Annotated in this window: 14 protein-coding genes; all 14 read right to left on the reverse strand. The window is 64.3% G+C overall.

Translation table 11 applies throughout. The annotated features are described in order from the left end of the window. Positions 1 to 2: 2 nt before the first annotated feature. Positions 3 to 518 (reverse strand): flagellar basal body-associated FliL family protein, encoded by a 516-nt coding sequence (locus tag Q362_RS0102550; RefSeq protein ID WP_028317399.1) that lies wholly within the window; start codon positions 516 to 518, stop codon positions 3 to 5. 315 nt (positions 519 to 833) lie between these two features. Then, a complete protein-coding gene (locus tag Q362_RS0102555; protein ID WP_028317400.1) occupies positions 834 to 2,096 on the reverse strand; it encodes a flagellar hook protein FlgE in 1,263 nt (420 codons plus the stop codon). A gap of 215 nt (positions 2,097 to 2,311) precedes the next feature. Then, positions 2,312 to 3,001: a flagellar hook assembly protein FlgD gene (locus Q362_RS0102560; protein ID WP_028317401.1), complete on the reverse strand. Its 690-nt coding sequence runs from the start codon at positions 2,999 to 3,001 to the stop codon at positions 2,312 to 2,314. A gap of 13 nt (positions 3,002 to 3,014) precedes the next feature. Further along, positions 3,015 to 4,763 carry a flagellar hook-length control protein FliK gene (locus Q362_RS0102565; RefSeq protein ID WP_157469833.1) on the reverse strand — a complete coding sequence of 583 codons (1,749 nt, stop codon included), beginning with the start codon at positions 4,761 to 4,763 and terminating at the stop codon, positions 3,015 to 3,017. After that, positions 4,763 to 5,278 (reverse strand): MotE family protein, encoded by a 516-nt coding sequence (locus Q362_RS0102570; RefSeq protein WP_028317403.1) that lies wholly within the window; start codon positions 5,276 to 5,278, stop codon positions 4,763 to 4,765. The genes Q362_RS0102565 and Q362_RS0102570 overlap by 1 nt, the downstream gene beginning before the upstream one ends. Before the next feature lie 48 nt (positions 5,279 to 5,326). Then, a complete protein-coding gene (gene fliJ, locus Q362_RS0102575; protein ID WP_028317404.1) occupies positions 5,327 to 5,767 on the reverse strand; it encodes a flagellar export protein FliJ in 441 nt (146 codons plus the stop codon). Next, positions 5,764 to 7,155, reverse strand: coding sequence for a FliI/YscN family ATPase (locus Q362_RS0102580; RefSeq protein ID WP_028317405.1), 1,392 nt, complete (start codon positions 7,153 to 7,155; stop codon positions 5,764 to 5,766). The genes fliJ and Q362_RS0102580 overlap by 4 nt, the downstream gene beginning before the upstream one ends. Before the next feature lie 79 nt (positions 7,156 to 7,234). Continuing rightward, positions 7,235 to 8,011 (reverse strand): FliH/SctL family protein, encoded by a 777-nt coding sequence (locus Q362_RS0102585; RefSeq protein WP_157469834.1) that lies wholly within the window; start codon positions 8,009 to 8,011, stop codon positions 7,235 to 7,237. After that, positions 7,998 to 9,011, reverse strand: a complete 1,014-nt coding sequence (gene fliG, locus Q362_RS0102590; protein ID WP_028317407.1) for a flagellar motor switch protein FliG — start codon at positions 9,009 to 9,011, stop codon at positions 7,998 to 8,000. Before fliG ends, Q362_RS0102585 begins: the two co-directional genes overlap by 14 nt. 63 nt (positions 9,012 to 9,074) lie before the next feature. Further along, positions 9,075 to 10,730 (reverse strand): flagellar basal-body MS-ring/collar protein FliF, encoded by a 1,656-nt coding sequence (fliF, locus tag Q362_RS0102595; RefSeq protein ID WP_028317408.1) that lies wholly within the window; start codon positions 10,728 to 10,730, stop codon positions 9,075 to 9,077. Positions 10,731 to 10,789: 59 nt separating this feature from the next. Further along, complete coding sequence (fliE, locus tag Q362_RS0102600; protein ID WP_028317409.1) at positions 10,790 to 11,083, reverse strand: flagellar hook-basal body complex protein FliE; 294 nt, start codon at positions 11,081 to 11,083, stop codon at positions 10,790 to 10,792. A 3-nt stretch (positions 11,084 to 11,086) separates the two neighbouring features. Next, the gene (gene flgC / locus Q362_RS0102605; protein WP_028317410.1) at positions 11,087 to 11,524 is read right to left on the reverse strand and encodes a flagellar basal body rod protein FlgC; all 438 of its coding nucleotides are present in this window, start codon (positions 11,522 to 11,524) and stop codon (positions 11,087 to 11,089) included. A gap of 45 nt (positions 11,525 to 11,569) precedes the next feature. After that, positions 11,570 to 11,983 carry a flagellar basal body rod protein FlgB gene (gene flgB / locus Q362_RS0102610; protein WP_028317411.1) on the reverse strand — a complete coding sequence of 138 codons (414 nt, stop codon included), beginning with the start codon at positions 11,981 to 11,983 and terminating at the stop codon, positions 11,570 to 11,572. Positions 11,984 to 12,031: 48 nt separating this feature from the next. Continuing rightward, the gene (locus Q362_RS0102615) at positions 12,032 to 14,464 is read right to left on the reverse strand and encodes a tetratricopeptide repeat protein (protein WP_028317412.1); all 2,433 of its coding nucleotides are present in this window, start codon (positions 14,462 to 14,464) and stop codon (positions 12,032 to 12,034) included. Positions 14,465 to 14,549 lie beyond the last annotated feature (85 nt).

The raw sequence follows: 14,549 nt of genomic DNA on the forward strand, positions 1-14,549 counted from the left end.
GGTCACTGCACCACGAAATCGGTCAGGTAGATATTGTTGACCTTGCCGGTTTTGAGAAACGAATTGATCTTGCTCTTCAATTCGGCCTTCACCTGGTTCTTGCCCTGGATATCCTGGAGTTCCTCGAAGGTCTTGTTGCCGATGATCAGGAGGATGGCGTCGCGGATCTGGGGCATCCGTCTGTTGACCTCGTCCACGGTGCCGTCCCTGTCCAGTTCGAGCGAGAGCGAGGCCTTGACATAATGGGGCGCATCCGTGCCGATGATGTTGACGATGAACTCCCTGATCTCCACCATCGGACCGATCTTCGCGTCATCCGGAATCGGCTTGATCAGGGCGGCGGCCTTGCTCTCTTCCTGCTTGCGCTGCATCTCTTTTTTCGGCTGGTACACCAGGAAGTAATAGCCGCCTCCACCGCCCGCCAGCAGGAGGATGAGGGCGGCCGCGATCATGATGATCAGCTTTTTCCTGCCGCCGGTTTTCGGTTCGTCCGCTTTGTCGGTTTTTTTTTCCGCCATGATGGTGTTCCTTGCAATCTGAGTCGTTCACCGGAAAAGGGGAGCGATTTTCCCGGAACGATGGGGACCGGGCCAATGGATCGACCGTTGTGCCCGCGGGGGCTGCCGCCGAACTGAAAGGATGGAGAGGTCGGAATACCGGCTCCGATTCTCCAGCCCACCGCTGATTATGCAAGTAAAATGCCAGGGAATGGGTGGCAAGAAGAGGGGCGGAGGGGGGAGGGCAGGAAGGGGGACGGAGATGGGGGATGGCCGAAATGCCACGGTCCCACCGCCTCAGGGCGACGGGACCGTGTGTCGAAAAAATGACTTCGGTTATCGTTTGAGATTGATCAGGTCGCTCAGCATGTCGTCCACGGTGGTGATGATCTTGGAATTGGCCTGAAAACCGCGCTGGGTGGTGATCATCTTGACGAATTCCTGTCCCATGTCGACGTTGGACTGCTCCAGGGAGTTGGTGATCAGCTTGCCGCGTTCCGGTCCGGGCAGGCCGATCAGGACGGCGCCGGCCTCGGCCGGGGCGGTATAGCGGTTGGAGCCGGCCAGGAGCAGGCCGCCGGGATTCTGGAACTTGGCCAGCACCAGCTGGGAGATATTGATGTGGCGGCCGTTGGAATAGGAGGCCACCACGATGCCCTCGTCGTTGATCGCCACGTTGGTCAGTTCGCCCGTGCCGTAGCCGTTCTGTTCCTGGCCGATGACGATGGAGGCGCTGTCGTACTGGGTGCAGTCGAAATGGATGTCGATGGTGGACGAAGCGGCGCCGTTGCCCCAGTCGGCAGCCGGAATTGAGATCGTATAGTCGAACGGGGCCGATGCCTCGCCGATGCTGTTGAACACCATGGTGCCGGGAAGCGCCGTGGCGGTTGCCGCGTTGTCGACGCTGTAGGCCGCCTCCCAGGTATTGGTGAGGTCATCGGTCAGGCGCCAGTAGGCGGTGATGAGGTGCGACACCCCCAGGGAATCGAAGATCTCGGCCGAGGCGGAATAGTTGTAGCTCGCCCGCACCGTGGGGTCGATGGCCGGATAGGTGATCGTGTCGACGAGCGGCGAGTTCTCGCTCAGGTTGGTGGTGAAGGACAGCTCCGTGGTGGGGCTGGCCGCGATCAGGCCGATGTTGGCCACCCGAACGTCCGTGGGATCGTTGGGGAGCAGTTCGTCGTTGTTCACGGAACTGAACTGCTTGCCCTGGACCCGCAGGCCCTCGGGGGTTATCAGATAGCCGTCCTCGTTGAAGCTGAAGGCGCCGGCCCGGCTGTAGAAGGTGGTGCTGTTGCCCGGCTCCTTCAGCACGAAGAAGCCCGAGCCCTCGATGGCGACATCGGTGTCCGACGAGGTGTTTTCAAAGGTGCCCTGCTTGTAGATGGAGTCGACGGTGGAAAGCCCAACGCCGCGGCCGACCTGGGACATGCCGCCCGAACCGTAGACACTGCTCGCCAGAAGATCGGAAAAGATACAGCGTGCGCTTTTGTACCCCAGGGTGTTGGTGTTGGCCAGGTTATTGCCGATGACGCTCATCGCCTCGGAATTGGTGTTGAGTCCGCTGACGCCGCTGAACATAGCGCTGTAAATACCCATGACAACCTCCTGCGTGGGTGGTGTGAATAATTGAATGTACTGCTGTTTCATGGAAAGCGGGCAACCGCCCGAACGCGGGCTGCAGAACCGCTTTCCTCAATTATCCCCGCGCCGTCCGTTGCCCAGAGATGGAGTTCGCCTCCCGGAAGCCACCGGTCCCTCGGCGGCGGGAAGACTGCGCCGGCAGCCGGAAGCCGCCGGGCATGCACCAGAGATCAGCTGGAACCGCTGCCGCTCTGGTTGCTCTTGTACGCGCCGTACAGGGAGGAAATTTTGTATTCTCCCAGGCCGGTGATGATTTTGGCCTCGGTGCCGCTCAGATCGATGCCGGTCACCCTGGACCGCACCAGGGGAGTGAGGGTGGCGCTCGAGCCGTCCGCGTTCTTGGCGTTGATGGTGATCGAGTAGGTTCCGGAGGCCAGGGTGTTGCCGGAGGCGTCCTTGCCGTCCCAGGTCAGGAAATGGTTCCCTTCCGAGAGATCGGTCGCATCGAGCGTGGCCACGGTTTTGCCGGAGCTGTTCTTGATCACCAGGCTGGCGTCGGTCACGGTGCCGTCGATGCGGTAGCCGACCTGGACGGGGTCGCCGCCGAAAGTGAAGTCGCTGTTTTCAACCACCACGTCCTGATCGATCAGGCTCAGGGCGGAATACCGTTCGGAGCTGTTGGTGGCCGCCGCCAACTGATCCATCGAGTCGTTGAGGTTGAACAACTGCTCCAGTTGGCTGTATTGGGCCAATTGAGAGGTGAACTCGGTGGGATCGGACGGGTTGAGCGGGTCCTGGTACTGGAGCTGGGCCACCAGCAGGGTGAGAAACTGTTCCTGGCCGAGGGCGGTGCTTTTCGAGGTGGTGCTGCTCGTACCGGTGGATGAGGTGGCACTGTTGGTTCCGTTGACGGTGGACATACTTCCTCCCTGTTCAGGCAAGGACGCTGAGGGTGCCGACGGCGGCTTCGTCGCCGGCGATGTCGTCAGCTTCCTGGGTGAAATCCGATTGGCCGGCGGCGGTGTGGCTCGGGGACGGAGCCGGTTGCCGCCAGGCGTTGCTTTCCTGGAATCGTTCGCCGCCGGTCTGGCCGTGCGCGGCGACCGAGACCTCGACCTGCTGCAGGTGCAGGCCCTGCTGCTCCAGGGCCTCGCGCAACCGGGGCAGATGCCGGTCGATCATTTCCTGGGCCTGGGGGCTCTGGGCCACGATATGCGCCTTGATGTTGTCCTGGGCCACCTTGATCTCCAGCCGCAACTCCCCTAATTCCTGCGGATAGAGTCGGAGGTTGACCGTTCCGGTCTCGAGCTGTTTGTTGACCGAGAAGCGGGCGATGATCTGGTCGACCACGGTCCCGTCGGGCACGGTCATCCCGGACGGCAGGTGCAAGGCGACCGAGGAGATCGGGGTGCTGCCGGTCGGCTGCTGGCTCGGCCCCGGCTGCTGATGGGCGAAGAGCAGCGACGCCGTTTCCTGGCCGGTAACCGGCTGCGGTTTCGGGGCTGCGCCGTGTTCACCGGCCGTGGCGGCCGTCTTCGCCGTATCGGCGGCGTTCACCGTCTCCTGCTGCCCGGTCTGGGGCGTGCCGGCCGCTGCCGGCTGCTTTTCCCCTTCCGGCGCGGTGCCGCCGGGCTCCTTGGGCAGGCGGGAACGGATGTAGTTGCCGTTCACGTCGAGCGGCTCTTGTTCCGAAATCTTCAGGGTCGAGCCGGTGCTGTCGCTGCCGGCTGCTTCTTCGTCCTGGGCATTCCCCTGGTGGATGGTGATGATCTGGCCGTAGGTGTTTTGCACGATCAGGGGATTGCCGGATCTCGCCTGTCCATCCGGCGTCAGCCCGGCCTCGGCGGACGAGGCGGCGGGAAGGGGTGCGGTCCCGGTGTGCGGTCCGGCCGTTTGCGCTCCGGTGGCCGTGGTCGCGGTTTGCTGGGGTTGTGGCGCGCTTTTGCCGGTATTGTCGATCACGAAACCGGCGGCGGGCGACGCAGCGGCCCGGTTGCCGGTATCAGCGGCCTGGCCGGCGGCAACGGGCATGGCCCGGCTGCCGTCCGTCTGGGGCGTCGGCAGCTCCTGTGCCACCGTCGGTAGCTCCGGTGCCACCGGATGGCCGTTCGCGCGGGTCGATGGCTGCTCCGGTCCGGCCGGCATGCCGATCTGCGGGACGGAAGGGGGCTGGACCGCCGTTTGCGCGATCGGCGGTACGTCGGCGGTGCTGGTGGTGGCACTGGTGGCGGTCGAGGCGTTGCCGGCGGTCAGGTCGGCCAGCAGTCGGGCCATGGCCGATTCGGCGCCCTGGCCGGCGGCAAGGGCGGCCCCCTGATTGGTGGCCGTCACCGCGGCATCGGCTGGCGGTACGGACGCGGGATCCGGATTCGCAGCGGGCGGCCCCGCCGCATCGGCGGTCGTTCCGTTCAGGCCTGTCGCGGTGAGCAAGGAATCGCCCTGGCCGGCCGCCGTCTGGTCCGCGCCGGTTTTTTCCGTCTCCGGAGACGAGTCCTGGGCATGGCGGCTGCGCGGGTGTTTCGTGGAGGCACCGGCCCGGGACGATGAAGCGGAGGTCTGCTGATCCGTCGCGGCCTTCAGATGGGAGGCAAACATGCCTTCCTTGCCCGTTTTGGCCGATGCCGCCGCCGGTGGGGCGGCGGAGGGCATGTCGACGGGAACGCTTGCAAGTGCTTGGGGCATTATCGGATGTCCAGGGTGGAAAAGCCGGTTGTCAATTTGGCTGCCTTGTCCCGTTCCATGTTGCCGAGGATTTTGGCGGCGGATTTGGTCTTCATTTTGCCCAGAATGGCGATCGCCAGTTCCTGATCCACCGAACCGAGAACCATGGCGGCCTTTTCGGCGGTCATCTTTTCGTAAACCTTGGCGAGCTCCCCGATCCGTTTCTGCTCCTCGACGCTTTTTTGCTCGAGAAGTTTTTCGACCCGAACCCGGAGTTGGTTGAGCTGTTCGATTTTCTTATCGACCTCGCCTTCCAATCTCTTTAGTTCGTTTTTCTTGCTCTCCAACTCCTCGCGTTCGCGGGCAAAGGGCGCGCCGCCGGCCTGAAGGCTCTCCATGATCCGCCGCTCCTCCACCGAGCCGTACTGTTGTTCCTGGGACGATTGGGGATCGGGGGCGGCGTTCTTTTCCTCGGCGAACGCCGGCAGCAGGAAGGAGAAAAGAACCAGGCCGGCAAGGAAAAACATTCTGTTCATGGGACGCTCCGGGCGATGATGCGGGGAAGGCGGTTCGGAAGGCCGGCGCTAGCGCTGCCTGCGCTCGTGGGAAAGCACGGCGATTTCGTCGAGCATGGCCAGCTCCTTCTTCTCCAGGAATTTGGCATAGGCGGCATCCTGCTGTTCCTGCAATTTTTCCATGATCTTTCTCTCCTTGCTCCTCTTCACCAGCACCTGCCGTTTCTTGGCCACCTGGGCCTGTTGTTTGGCGAGTTCGGTGCGGCGCGACTCGATCAATTCGTGCACCAGGTCGATCCGGGAGGCGAACAGGCGCAGCCGGTCGACCGTGGTTCCCTGTTCCTGGTCCCGCCGCTGGTCGGCATGCAGGTCGGCCAATTCCTTTTCGGTCCGCAGCAGCGCTTCCTGAAGCCGCGCCTCGGCCTCCAGGGCCTGATGCAGGGCCTGCCGGGCCGCATCCTCGAGCTGCCGGCGGTAGTTGAGCACCGCGTGCATGGTGAACGGCTTCATTCGGCGTCGTCCCCGGCCTGATCGGTTTTCCGGCGGTCAAACCCCTTGCGGCCCGCCCGCCTCCGGTCGGAAACCTGACGGTCGCTGACCAGTTCCCCCATGGCGGCGATGGTTTCCTCGAGGGTGGAGGATTCGTCGTATCCCTGGGTGAGAAAGGTGTTGATGGCATCGATGCGCGAGATGGCGTAGTCGATCTTCTTGTTGCTGCCGGCGGCATAGGCGCCGATGTTGATCAGGTCTTCCGATTCCCGGTACACGGCCAGGACGCTGCGGGTCTTGCCGGCCAGTTCGCGGTGCCGGGGGTTGGTGATGTCGCGCATGACCCGGCTGGTGGAGAGCATCACGTCGATGGCTGGATAGTGGTTCTTGGCGGCGATGGCGCGCGACAGCACGATATGGCCGTCCAGGATCGAGCGGACCGAATCGGCGACCGGCTCGGTCAGGTCGTCGCCGTCGACCAGCACGGTATACAGGCCGGTGATCGAACCCTGGTCCTGGAAATTGCCGGCCCGTTCCAGCAGTTTGGGCAGGGTGGCGAAGACGCTCGGGGTATAGCCCTTGGTGGTCGGCGGTTCGCCGATGGACAGACCGATCTCGCGCATGGCCATGGCAAAGCGCGTGATCGAATCCATCATCAGGAGGACGTCCTTGCCCTGCTGGCAGAAATATTCGGCGATGGCGGTGGCCACGAAGGCGCCGCGCATTCGGAGCAGGGGCGACTGGTCCGAGGTGACGGCGATGATCACCGAATGCGCCAGCCCCTCCGGCCCCAGGTCGCGTTCGATGAACTCCTTGACCTCGCGGCCGCGTTCGCCGATCAGGGCGATGACGTTGACATCCGCCTTGGCGAACTTGGCCATCATCCCCAAGAGCACGCTCTTGCCCACGCCGGAGCCGGCCATGATGCCCATGCGCTGGCCGATGCCGCAGGTGAGCAGGGCGTTGATCGCCCGGATGCCGAGATCGAGCGGCCGGGTGATGGCGTCGCGCCGCATCGGGCCGGGCGGCAGGGAATACAACGGTTTTTCGTGGGGCAGACACAGGGCCGGCCCCTGGTCCAGCGGCTGGCCCATGCCGTCGAGGACCCGGCCCAGCAGGGCGTCGCCGACCGCGATGGTGGCCTGCTCCTTTTTGACCCGGATGCGGCTGCCGGGTCCGAGGCCGCGCAGTTCGCCCAGGGGCATGAGCAGGGCCCGGTTGTCGCTGTAGCCGACGATTTCGGCCGGCACCGCCTCGCTCTCGTCCTGAAGGGGCGAAATCTCGCAGAGGGAGCCGATGGAGGAGCGGGGGCAGGAGCCCTCGACCACCAGGCCGACAATGCGATGCACCTTGCCGTAGATCCGGATGGGGGAAAAGGCGTCGAGGCGGGCGGCGAGGGAGGGGGTCATCGGAGTTGGGGGCACGGGTTGCCGGAGCGCGCGCGCAGGGGTCCGGGAAAGCGGCACCGGCGGCGGGAACGGGCGGCGTTCATGCCTCGGGGGGCGGTTCCCCGTCCGGCGGTTCGGGCGCCGCCGCGAAGTCGCTGCCGGGCGCCGGCACGAAAAAAGGTTGTTCTTCGAGCAATTCCTTCATGCTGTCCAACTGGGTCTCAATGGAGGCATCCACCGTGCAGACCGCCGATTCCAGCAGGCAGCCCCCCCTGGTCATGCCCTCGTCGGTCTTGAAGACGAGGTGCGCCAGCCCGCGGATGGCGGCGATCAGTTCGGGGACCCTGGCCTCGGCCACGGCGAGATCGTCGGGATGCAGGGTCACGTAGTATTCCTCGCTCTCGATGGCCTGTTCCAGGGCCGCCTCCAGGGTGGCGGCGATGACGTTGCGCGGCGTGGCCAATTCCCGGCGCAGGATCTTTTCGCTGATCAGGACGACCAGGTTGATCAGCTCGGCCCGGTTGTGCCGGAACATGGTCGTGCGCTGACCGTCGAGTTTTTGACAGCTCTCGGCAAAGGCCGCGACGGCCTGGTGCACGTCCATCTGGAACTGGTCGGCCAGGTCGGCCCTGCCCTGGTTGTACGCTTCCTGGCGGATCGCCTCCGCATCGACGGCCGGTGCCGGTTCCGGCTCATGCCGGCCCCGGTCCTCCGGCGGATGTTCCGGTTCGACTGGTGTATCCCGGACGCCGGGCCCGTCGGCGACGGGTTCCTCGACCGCGGGCGGTTCCTCTTTCCGGGGGAGCGGAATGCTGCGGCGGACGAGCGTCGTGGGGGTGAACAAGGGGTCCTGTTTGAAGACCTTAGACGAACTCATCGCCGCCACCCTTGTTGCCCAGCACCAGCTTGCCCTCTTCCTCGAGCTTCATCGCGATCTTGACGATGGTCTGCTGCATGGCCTCGACCTCGGAGAGCCGCACCGGCCCCATGACCTCGAGGTCGTCCATGATCATCTCCGCGGCCCGGGACGACATGTTGGCGAAGATCTTGGCCTTGATCTCGTCGGAGGCGGTCTTCAGGGCCAGGGTCAGGGAGTCGTTGTTGACCTCGCGCAGGATCAGCTGGATGGAGCGGCCGTCCAGGGCGCACAGATCCTCGAAGGTGAACATCATCTTGCGGATGTTCTCGACCATGTCCGGGTCGACCTGCTCGAGGCTCTCCAGGATGTCCGAATCGAGATTGTTGGTCATGCTGTCGAGGATGTCGACCACCTTCTTCAATCCGCCGACCTGGCGCTGTTCCACGGAGCCGACCACGATGCCGATCTCCTTGCTCAGCGCCTCCTCGATCCGGTCGATGACCGCCGGCGAAACCCTGTCCAGGGTGGCGATGCGGTGCACGACATCGGCCCGTTTTTCCTCGGGCAGGTTGGCGATGATGGCGCCGGCGTGTTCCGTGGCCTGGGTCGAGAGCACCAGCGCAAGCGTTTGCGGGTGTTCGCGTTCGAGCAGTTCGGCCACCATGGAAGGGTGCATCTTGGCAATGGTTTCCAGGGGGCGGGCCTCGGTGCCGGTGACGAACTGGCGCATCAGGTTGGTCTCCCGGTTCTTGCTGCCGGAGCCGGCGATCAGCTTCTTGGCGAATTCCTGCCCCTTGACCACCAGGCCGGCCTGGCTTTCGGCGGACAGCTCGAAATCCTCAAGAATCCGTGCCTTGACCTCGTCGGGAATGTGCTCGATGTTGGCCATGCACCGGGTGACCTTGAAGATCTCCTCGTCGGTCAGTTCCCGCAGCAGCTTGGTCGCCGTTTCCTCGCCCAGGCAAATGAGCAGGATCGCCGCCTTTTTCAGCCCCGTCAGTTTGTCCGCCGCTGCCATGGCACCTGCTGTCCGGGTGAAAGACAAGGAATCGGGCGGTCAGAAACACGGGGTGCCGCCCGCTCAACTCTGCTCATGGATCCATCCCTTGAGCACATGGGCGCTGAACACCGGGTCGTTTTCCACACCCTTTCTGACCTTTTCCAAGGTGTCGACCGGCGGCGATTCCATCGCGGCCTTGTAGGCCGCCCCGCCGATCAGGGAATCCACGGCCGTGTGCCCGGTGCCGGGCGCGGCGCCCCGCATCTGTTCGGCTTCCATCTGCTGCACGGTTTTGTAATGCTGGGTGACTTCGCGATTCAGGGTTTTCATCAGCGGTCGAATGAAGAAAAAGTAGAGCAGCAGGCCGCCCAGGGCAAGGAGGCCGTAGCGGATGAACGGCAGGTACGGATACAGCCAGCCGGCGGTTTCCCCCACGCCGTCGATGCCTTCGCCGTCGGCGATGAACGGCATGGACGTGACCTCGATCTTGTCGCCGCGGGCGGCGTCCAGCCCCAGGGCCGAGGCCACCATGGTTTCCAGGGCCTTGAGTTCGTCCGCGGTCCGGGGTTCGGTCTTGGCCGGTTCCCTGTCCCTGGCCGGGACGACCTTGTCGGCCACCAGCACCGAAACCGAGAGTTTGTGCACCGTGCCGACCGGATTGACGGTCCTGGAGACCACCTTGCTGATCTCGTAGTTGGTGGTCCGCTGCGACCGGCTGGTGGGCGGCGTGACCCCGGCGTTCTGGGCGGTGGCGCCTTCCAGGTTCGACTGGACCCCGGGCACGCCGCCGATGAGTTCCGAGCCCGATTTTTCCTCGTTCAGCTGCTCGCTGCGGATGACCGGTTCCTCGGGATCGAAGGTCTCCTCGGTTTTTTCGGTCTTGGCGAAATCGAGGGTGGCGCTGACCCGCACCATGGCGTTCTTGGCGCCGAGCGACTTGTCGAGCAGCGCCTGGGCCCGGTCCTCGAGGCGCTGCTCCACCTGCATCTGAAATTCCAGCATGTCGGGGGACAGGCCGCTGGTCATCCCCTTCTCGCCCAGCCGCGACAGCACGTTGCCGTTCTGGTCGATGACCGTGACGTGCTGGGGATCCAGCCCCTCGATGGAACTGGACACCAGGTGGACGATGCCCTCGATCTGGGGTTCGTTCAGCCGTTTGCCCGGCGCGAGTTTGATGATGACCGAGGCGGTGGCGGGTTTCTGCTGGTCCCTGAACAGCCGTTTTTCCGGCAGGGCGAGATGCACGCGCGCCGTTTCCACCGGCCCGAGCGAGGCGATGGTCCGGGCCAGCTCGCCTTGCAGCGCCCGGGAATAGTTGACCTTCTGCACGAAATCGGTGAGCGCGAACGACTGCTTGTCGAAAATCTCGAAGCCGATGCCGCCCCCCTGGGGCAGGCCGAGCGAGGCCAGGCTCAGGCGGGTTTCGTGGACGTCCTTGGCCGGGATGAGGATATTGTGGCCGTTGTTGCCCAGCTGATAGGGGATGTTCTGCCCCTTGAGCCAGTTGACCACGGCCGAGGCGTCGGCGTCGGTGAGGTTGCCGTACAGCAGTTGATAGTCTGCGGTGCGCCCCTGGACGATGATCAGGGCGAACAGGCCGAGAATCAGGGCGGTCACCGCGGCCAGGGCGATTTTCCTTGGCCTTGGCCAGGCGGCGACGGTCGCCGCCAGCGCCTGCCAGCCGCTTTTCAGTTTCGAGGTCGAAGTGGCATCCGTTTCTGGGTGTTGTTCAGCCATGGTGGTGCTTCCCTGCGTTGGTTATTCCCTGGTGCGAACGGCCGGCGTCGTCGTGCGGGTCACACCTGCATCCGCATGATTTCCTGATAGGCCTCGATGGCCTTGTTCCGGACCTGGACGGCGAAGCGGATGGAAATGTCCGCCTTCTCCATGGCGATCATGGCCTCGTGCAGGTTCTTTTCTCCGCCGCCGTGCACCTGCTGAATGGCCAGGTCGGCGGCACGCTGCTGCTGGCCGGTGTTCGCCACCATGGCGTCGAGAATGTCGCCGAAGGTGGTCTCGGCCTGGCGGACCGGAGAGGCCGCAGATGCCGCCGGGGCGGGCACCGGGCCGATGCCGTTCATCGCTTCCATCCGTTACCTCCCGATGTCGAGGGCTTTCATGGCCATGCGTTTGGCCGATTTGATCGTAGTGGTGTTGGCTTCGTAGGAACGGGTGGCGGACATCATGTCCACCGTTTCCTTGATGACGCTGACGTTGGGCATGGCCACGTAGCCGTCCTCCCTGGCATCCGGGTGCGAGGGGTCGTAGACGAGCTGGGGCGGCTCGGTATCCTCGATGATCCTGGCGACCTTGACGCCCTGGATGTGCCGCTGGTCCTGCACCGAGGCGGCGAGGTGCTGCTGGAACGGGAGCGGCTCGGTCCGGAACACCACGGATTTTTTCTTGTAGGGACCGCCCTCGGGCGTCGAGGTGGTCTCGGCATTGGCCAGATTGGAGCTGATGGTGTTCAGCCGGGTCGTTTGCGCCCTCAGTCCCGAGGCGGCGATGTCGAAGGTGGTGAAAATATCCATGCCAGATTCCTGTCCTGATGATGGTGTGTGTTTTGTTCAAGCAAATTATGCGCCACCGTTGGCGGCATATTTGAGCATCGACAATTTTTTGTTGAGCATGGTGACCGCCGCCTCGTACAGGATCTCGTTTTCCGAGAGCTTGACCATCTCCTGGTCCACGCTGACGGTGTTCCGGTCGCCGAGGCCGGCGGTGTCCCTGGTGACGGTGAGCGTGCCGTTGACCTGCTCGAAACTGGGCGGGGCCGGCGGGATATGGGCCGGATGGGTCGTCGCCGGCCGCAGGCCGCTGTCGGTCAGGGCGCTGTGCAACTGTTCCTCGAAACTGAAGGATTGCGCCGCATACCCCGGCGTTTCGGCGTTGGCGATGTTGGAGCCGATGACTTCCTGGTTTTTGGAGCGGAGATCGAGCACCTTGTGCAGGAGTCTCATGGTGGTGTCGAATTGCTGAATGCCGGGCATGGGGGTTCCTCCGTCGGTCGTGCGGGATGGATCGGGCGCTGGCCGGTGTCACCGTTTGTCGAGTTCGAGAATGGCCGCTTCCTCGCCGGCCAGTTTGGTCCACAACGGGTCTGTGCCTTTTTCGGCCAACTCCTTGAACAAATTAAGGGCCTCTTGCTTGTCGTTCTGCCTTTGGACGATCTGGGCCAGCCGGAAGCGGGCCTGCTCGCTCGCCTCCGTGCGGCCGGCGAGCCGCCGGAACAGGGGGGCGGCCTCGTCGTCCCGCCCGGCCTGGAAGTAGGATTCGGCCAGGGGAAGCAGCATGGCCCGTTGGGCCGGCGTGTCCCGCATTTCGGGCTGGGTCAGGGTGTCGATCACCTTGGGCCAGTCCTTCCGTTCGAAGTAGATCCGGGCCTTCAGGGATTCCAGTTCCCCCACCTTCGGACTGGATGCGTCGGTCATCAGGGCGAGGGCCTTGTCCGCCTGGCCGCCGTCGTACAGGGCCTTGACCTTGAACGCGAAGATTGCCGGGCGGTCGGCACCCTTCGGGTACCGGGTCAGGTACCGGTCGGCGTAGTCTTCCACCTGCACGAAGTGACCGGAGGCAGACAGCGACTGCACCAGGGGCAGATAGATCCTTTCCTGGCCGGCCTCGTCGGAAACTTCGAACAGATACTGGTAGATATCGGCCGTCTGCTCGGTCATGCCGAGCTTGCTGTAGGCAAGGGCCAGATCGTACAGCAGGCCGGTGTCGAGCCAGCCGCGGACAAAGAGGTGCTTGTTCTGCTTGGCCAGCACCAGGGCCTTGACATACTCGCCGTTCTTGACCAGCCGCTTGATCAGGCCGGGGAGTTGCTGGATGAGCAGGGCCGTGGTCTCGGTGCGCAGCTTGCCCGACTGAAAGCCGCGCAGCAATTGCATACTCTGGTTGACGCTCGCCTCGCCGTCGCCGGACAGGGCGTTCACCAGGGCCTGCTTGAATCCGCATTCCTCGCGCAGGTCCAGCGAATCGGACTGGACCGCGTATGTGCCGTAGATGGTTTCCGCCTCGTGGGCAGCCATTTTGTTGGCGATGAAATCCACGTCGGTTTGTTTGAGCAGGGCCCGCAATCCGCCCCGGGTGCCGGGGAAGGCGTTGCTGATCTGCTGCAGGTCGATCCGGGCCTTCTTGGCCGTGGCCGGGACATGGAGCTGCGCCATGGCCAGTCGGAACAGGGCGAGATCCAGTTGCCGGGGATGGCCGGCGAGCAGGTCGACGAGTTGTTGATAGCGCGTGGCCGCTTCGGGGTAGCGCCGGGCGACATACAGCGCGTTGGCGAAACGGGCGAGCGACATGGGGTCGGTCTCGATCAGGGGGGATTGGCCGGCTAGGGTCAGATAGGCGGCCAAGGCCTCGTCCTGCCGATTCGTCGCCGCGAGGAGATCGGCCTGCCGCAGTTGCCGGAGGGATGCGAGCGACGGGTCGGAGGCCACGGCCGGGTCGTTGAGCAGTCGTTCCGCGTCCTCGAACCGGTTGGCCAGCAGGGCCAGTTCGGCTTGCAACAGATGGGACGAGCCGGGCAGGAGGGTGGCGCCGTTGTGTTGCCGCCAGCCGCGAAGTTCGTAGTAGGCGTCGACGGGATTGCCGCGATCGGCCTGCTGGTAGATCTGGAGCAGGGTGGCGATTCCGGCCATGGGCGAGTCGGGATACTGGAGAACGATCCGTTGCAGCAGCACGTAGGGCTCTTGGTATTCTCCGGCCCTGACCAGGGCTTCGGCATAGGTGAGAACGAGCCGCTCCTTGAGCTGTTCGGCGGGCTGCCGGGTCACCTGTTCGCGCAGCAGCAGACAGGCCTGGAACCATTTGCCGTCCCTGGCCTGGGCCAGGGTTTCCTCGGGCAGCCAATCGGCCACGGCCATCTGCGGCGGCAGGACCGCGGCCAGGGGAAAGGGCGGCAGATGGAGTCTGGGAGCGGGGAGCAGTTCCAGCGGCGATTCGTAGTCGGTGAAAAACGAGCGCCAGTTTTTGGCGTACACCGAAGTGGTGACCGGATTGGGTGGCATGCCGGCCGTGGGGCGCCGGACCGTGCCGGTCGGTTGCGGCGGGGCGGCAAGTTCCGGCTGGGAAGCGGACTGCTGATCGCCGAGCAGAATGTCGAGCACGATCCGGCCGGCATCCCTGCGGCTCTCGCTGGTCACTCGCTGCGGCGGGTACCGGAAGTAGAAGGAAAGCAGCATGCCGTTCTTTTCGACCCTGCTGACCATTTTGATCATCTTGTCGTCGGTGGCCGGCGGCGACAGCGCATTGCCCGGGGTGACGTCCCGCAGCACCAGGTCGATCCGCCGCCCGGTGGTGGCGAGATTGAATCCCGGAACCTGGTCGAACTCGAACGCCAGCTGGAGGCGGGCGGCATCGTCGGTCCGGCTGATCGTCTTGAGTATCGACTCGGCCCGGGCGCTGGCGCCGGAAAACTGATTGACAGCGAGCAGCACCAGGGTGATGATGAACAGGCAATGGCGCATGGTGTATTCGTTCGGTTGAGTGCGCCCTCCCGCTCCATGCGGAGGCGACGCCCGGTTTGCTTTAAGCAATAAACATTCCATGCGT

Source organism: Desulfobulbus elongatus DSM 2908 (genome assembly GCF_000621145.1).
Lineage (GTDB): Bacteria > Desulfobacterota > Desulfobulbia > Desulfobulbales > Desulfobulbaceae > Desulfobulbus > Desulfobulbus elongatus.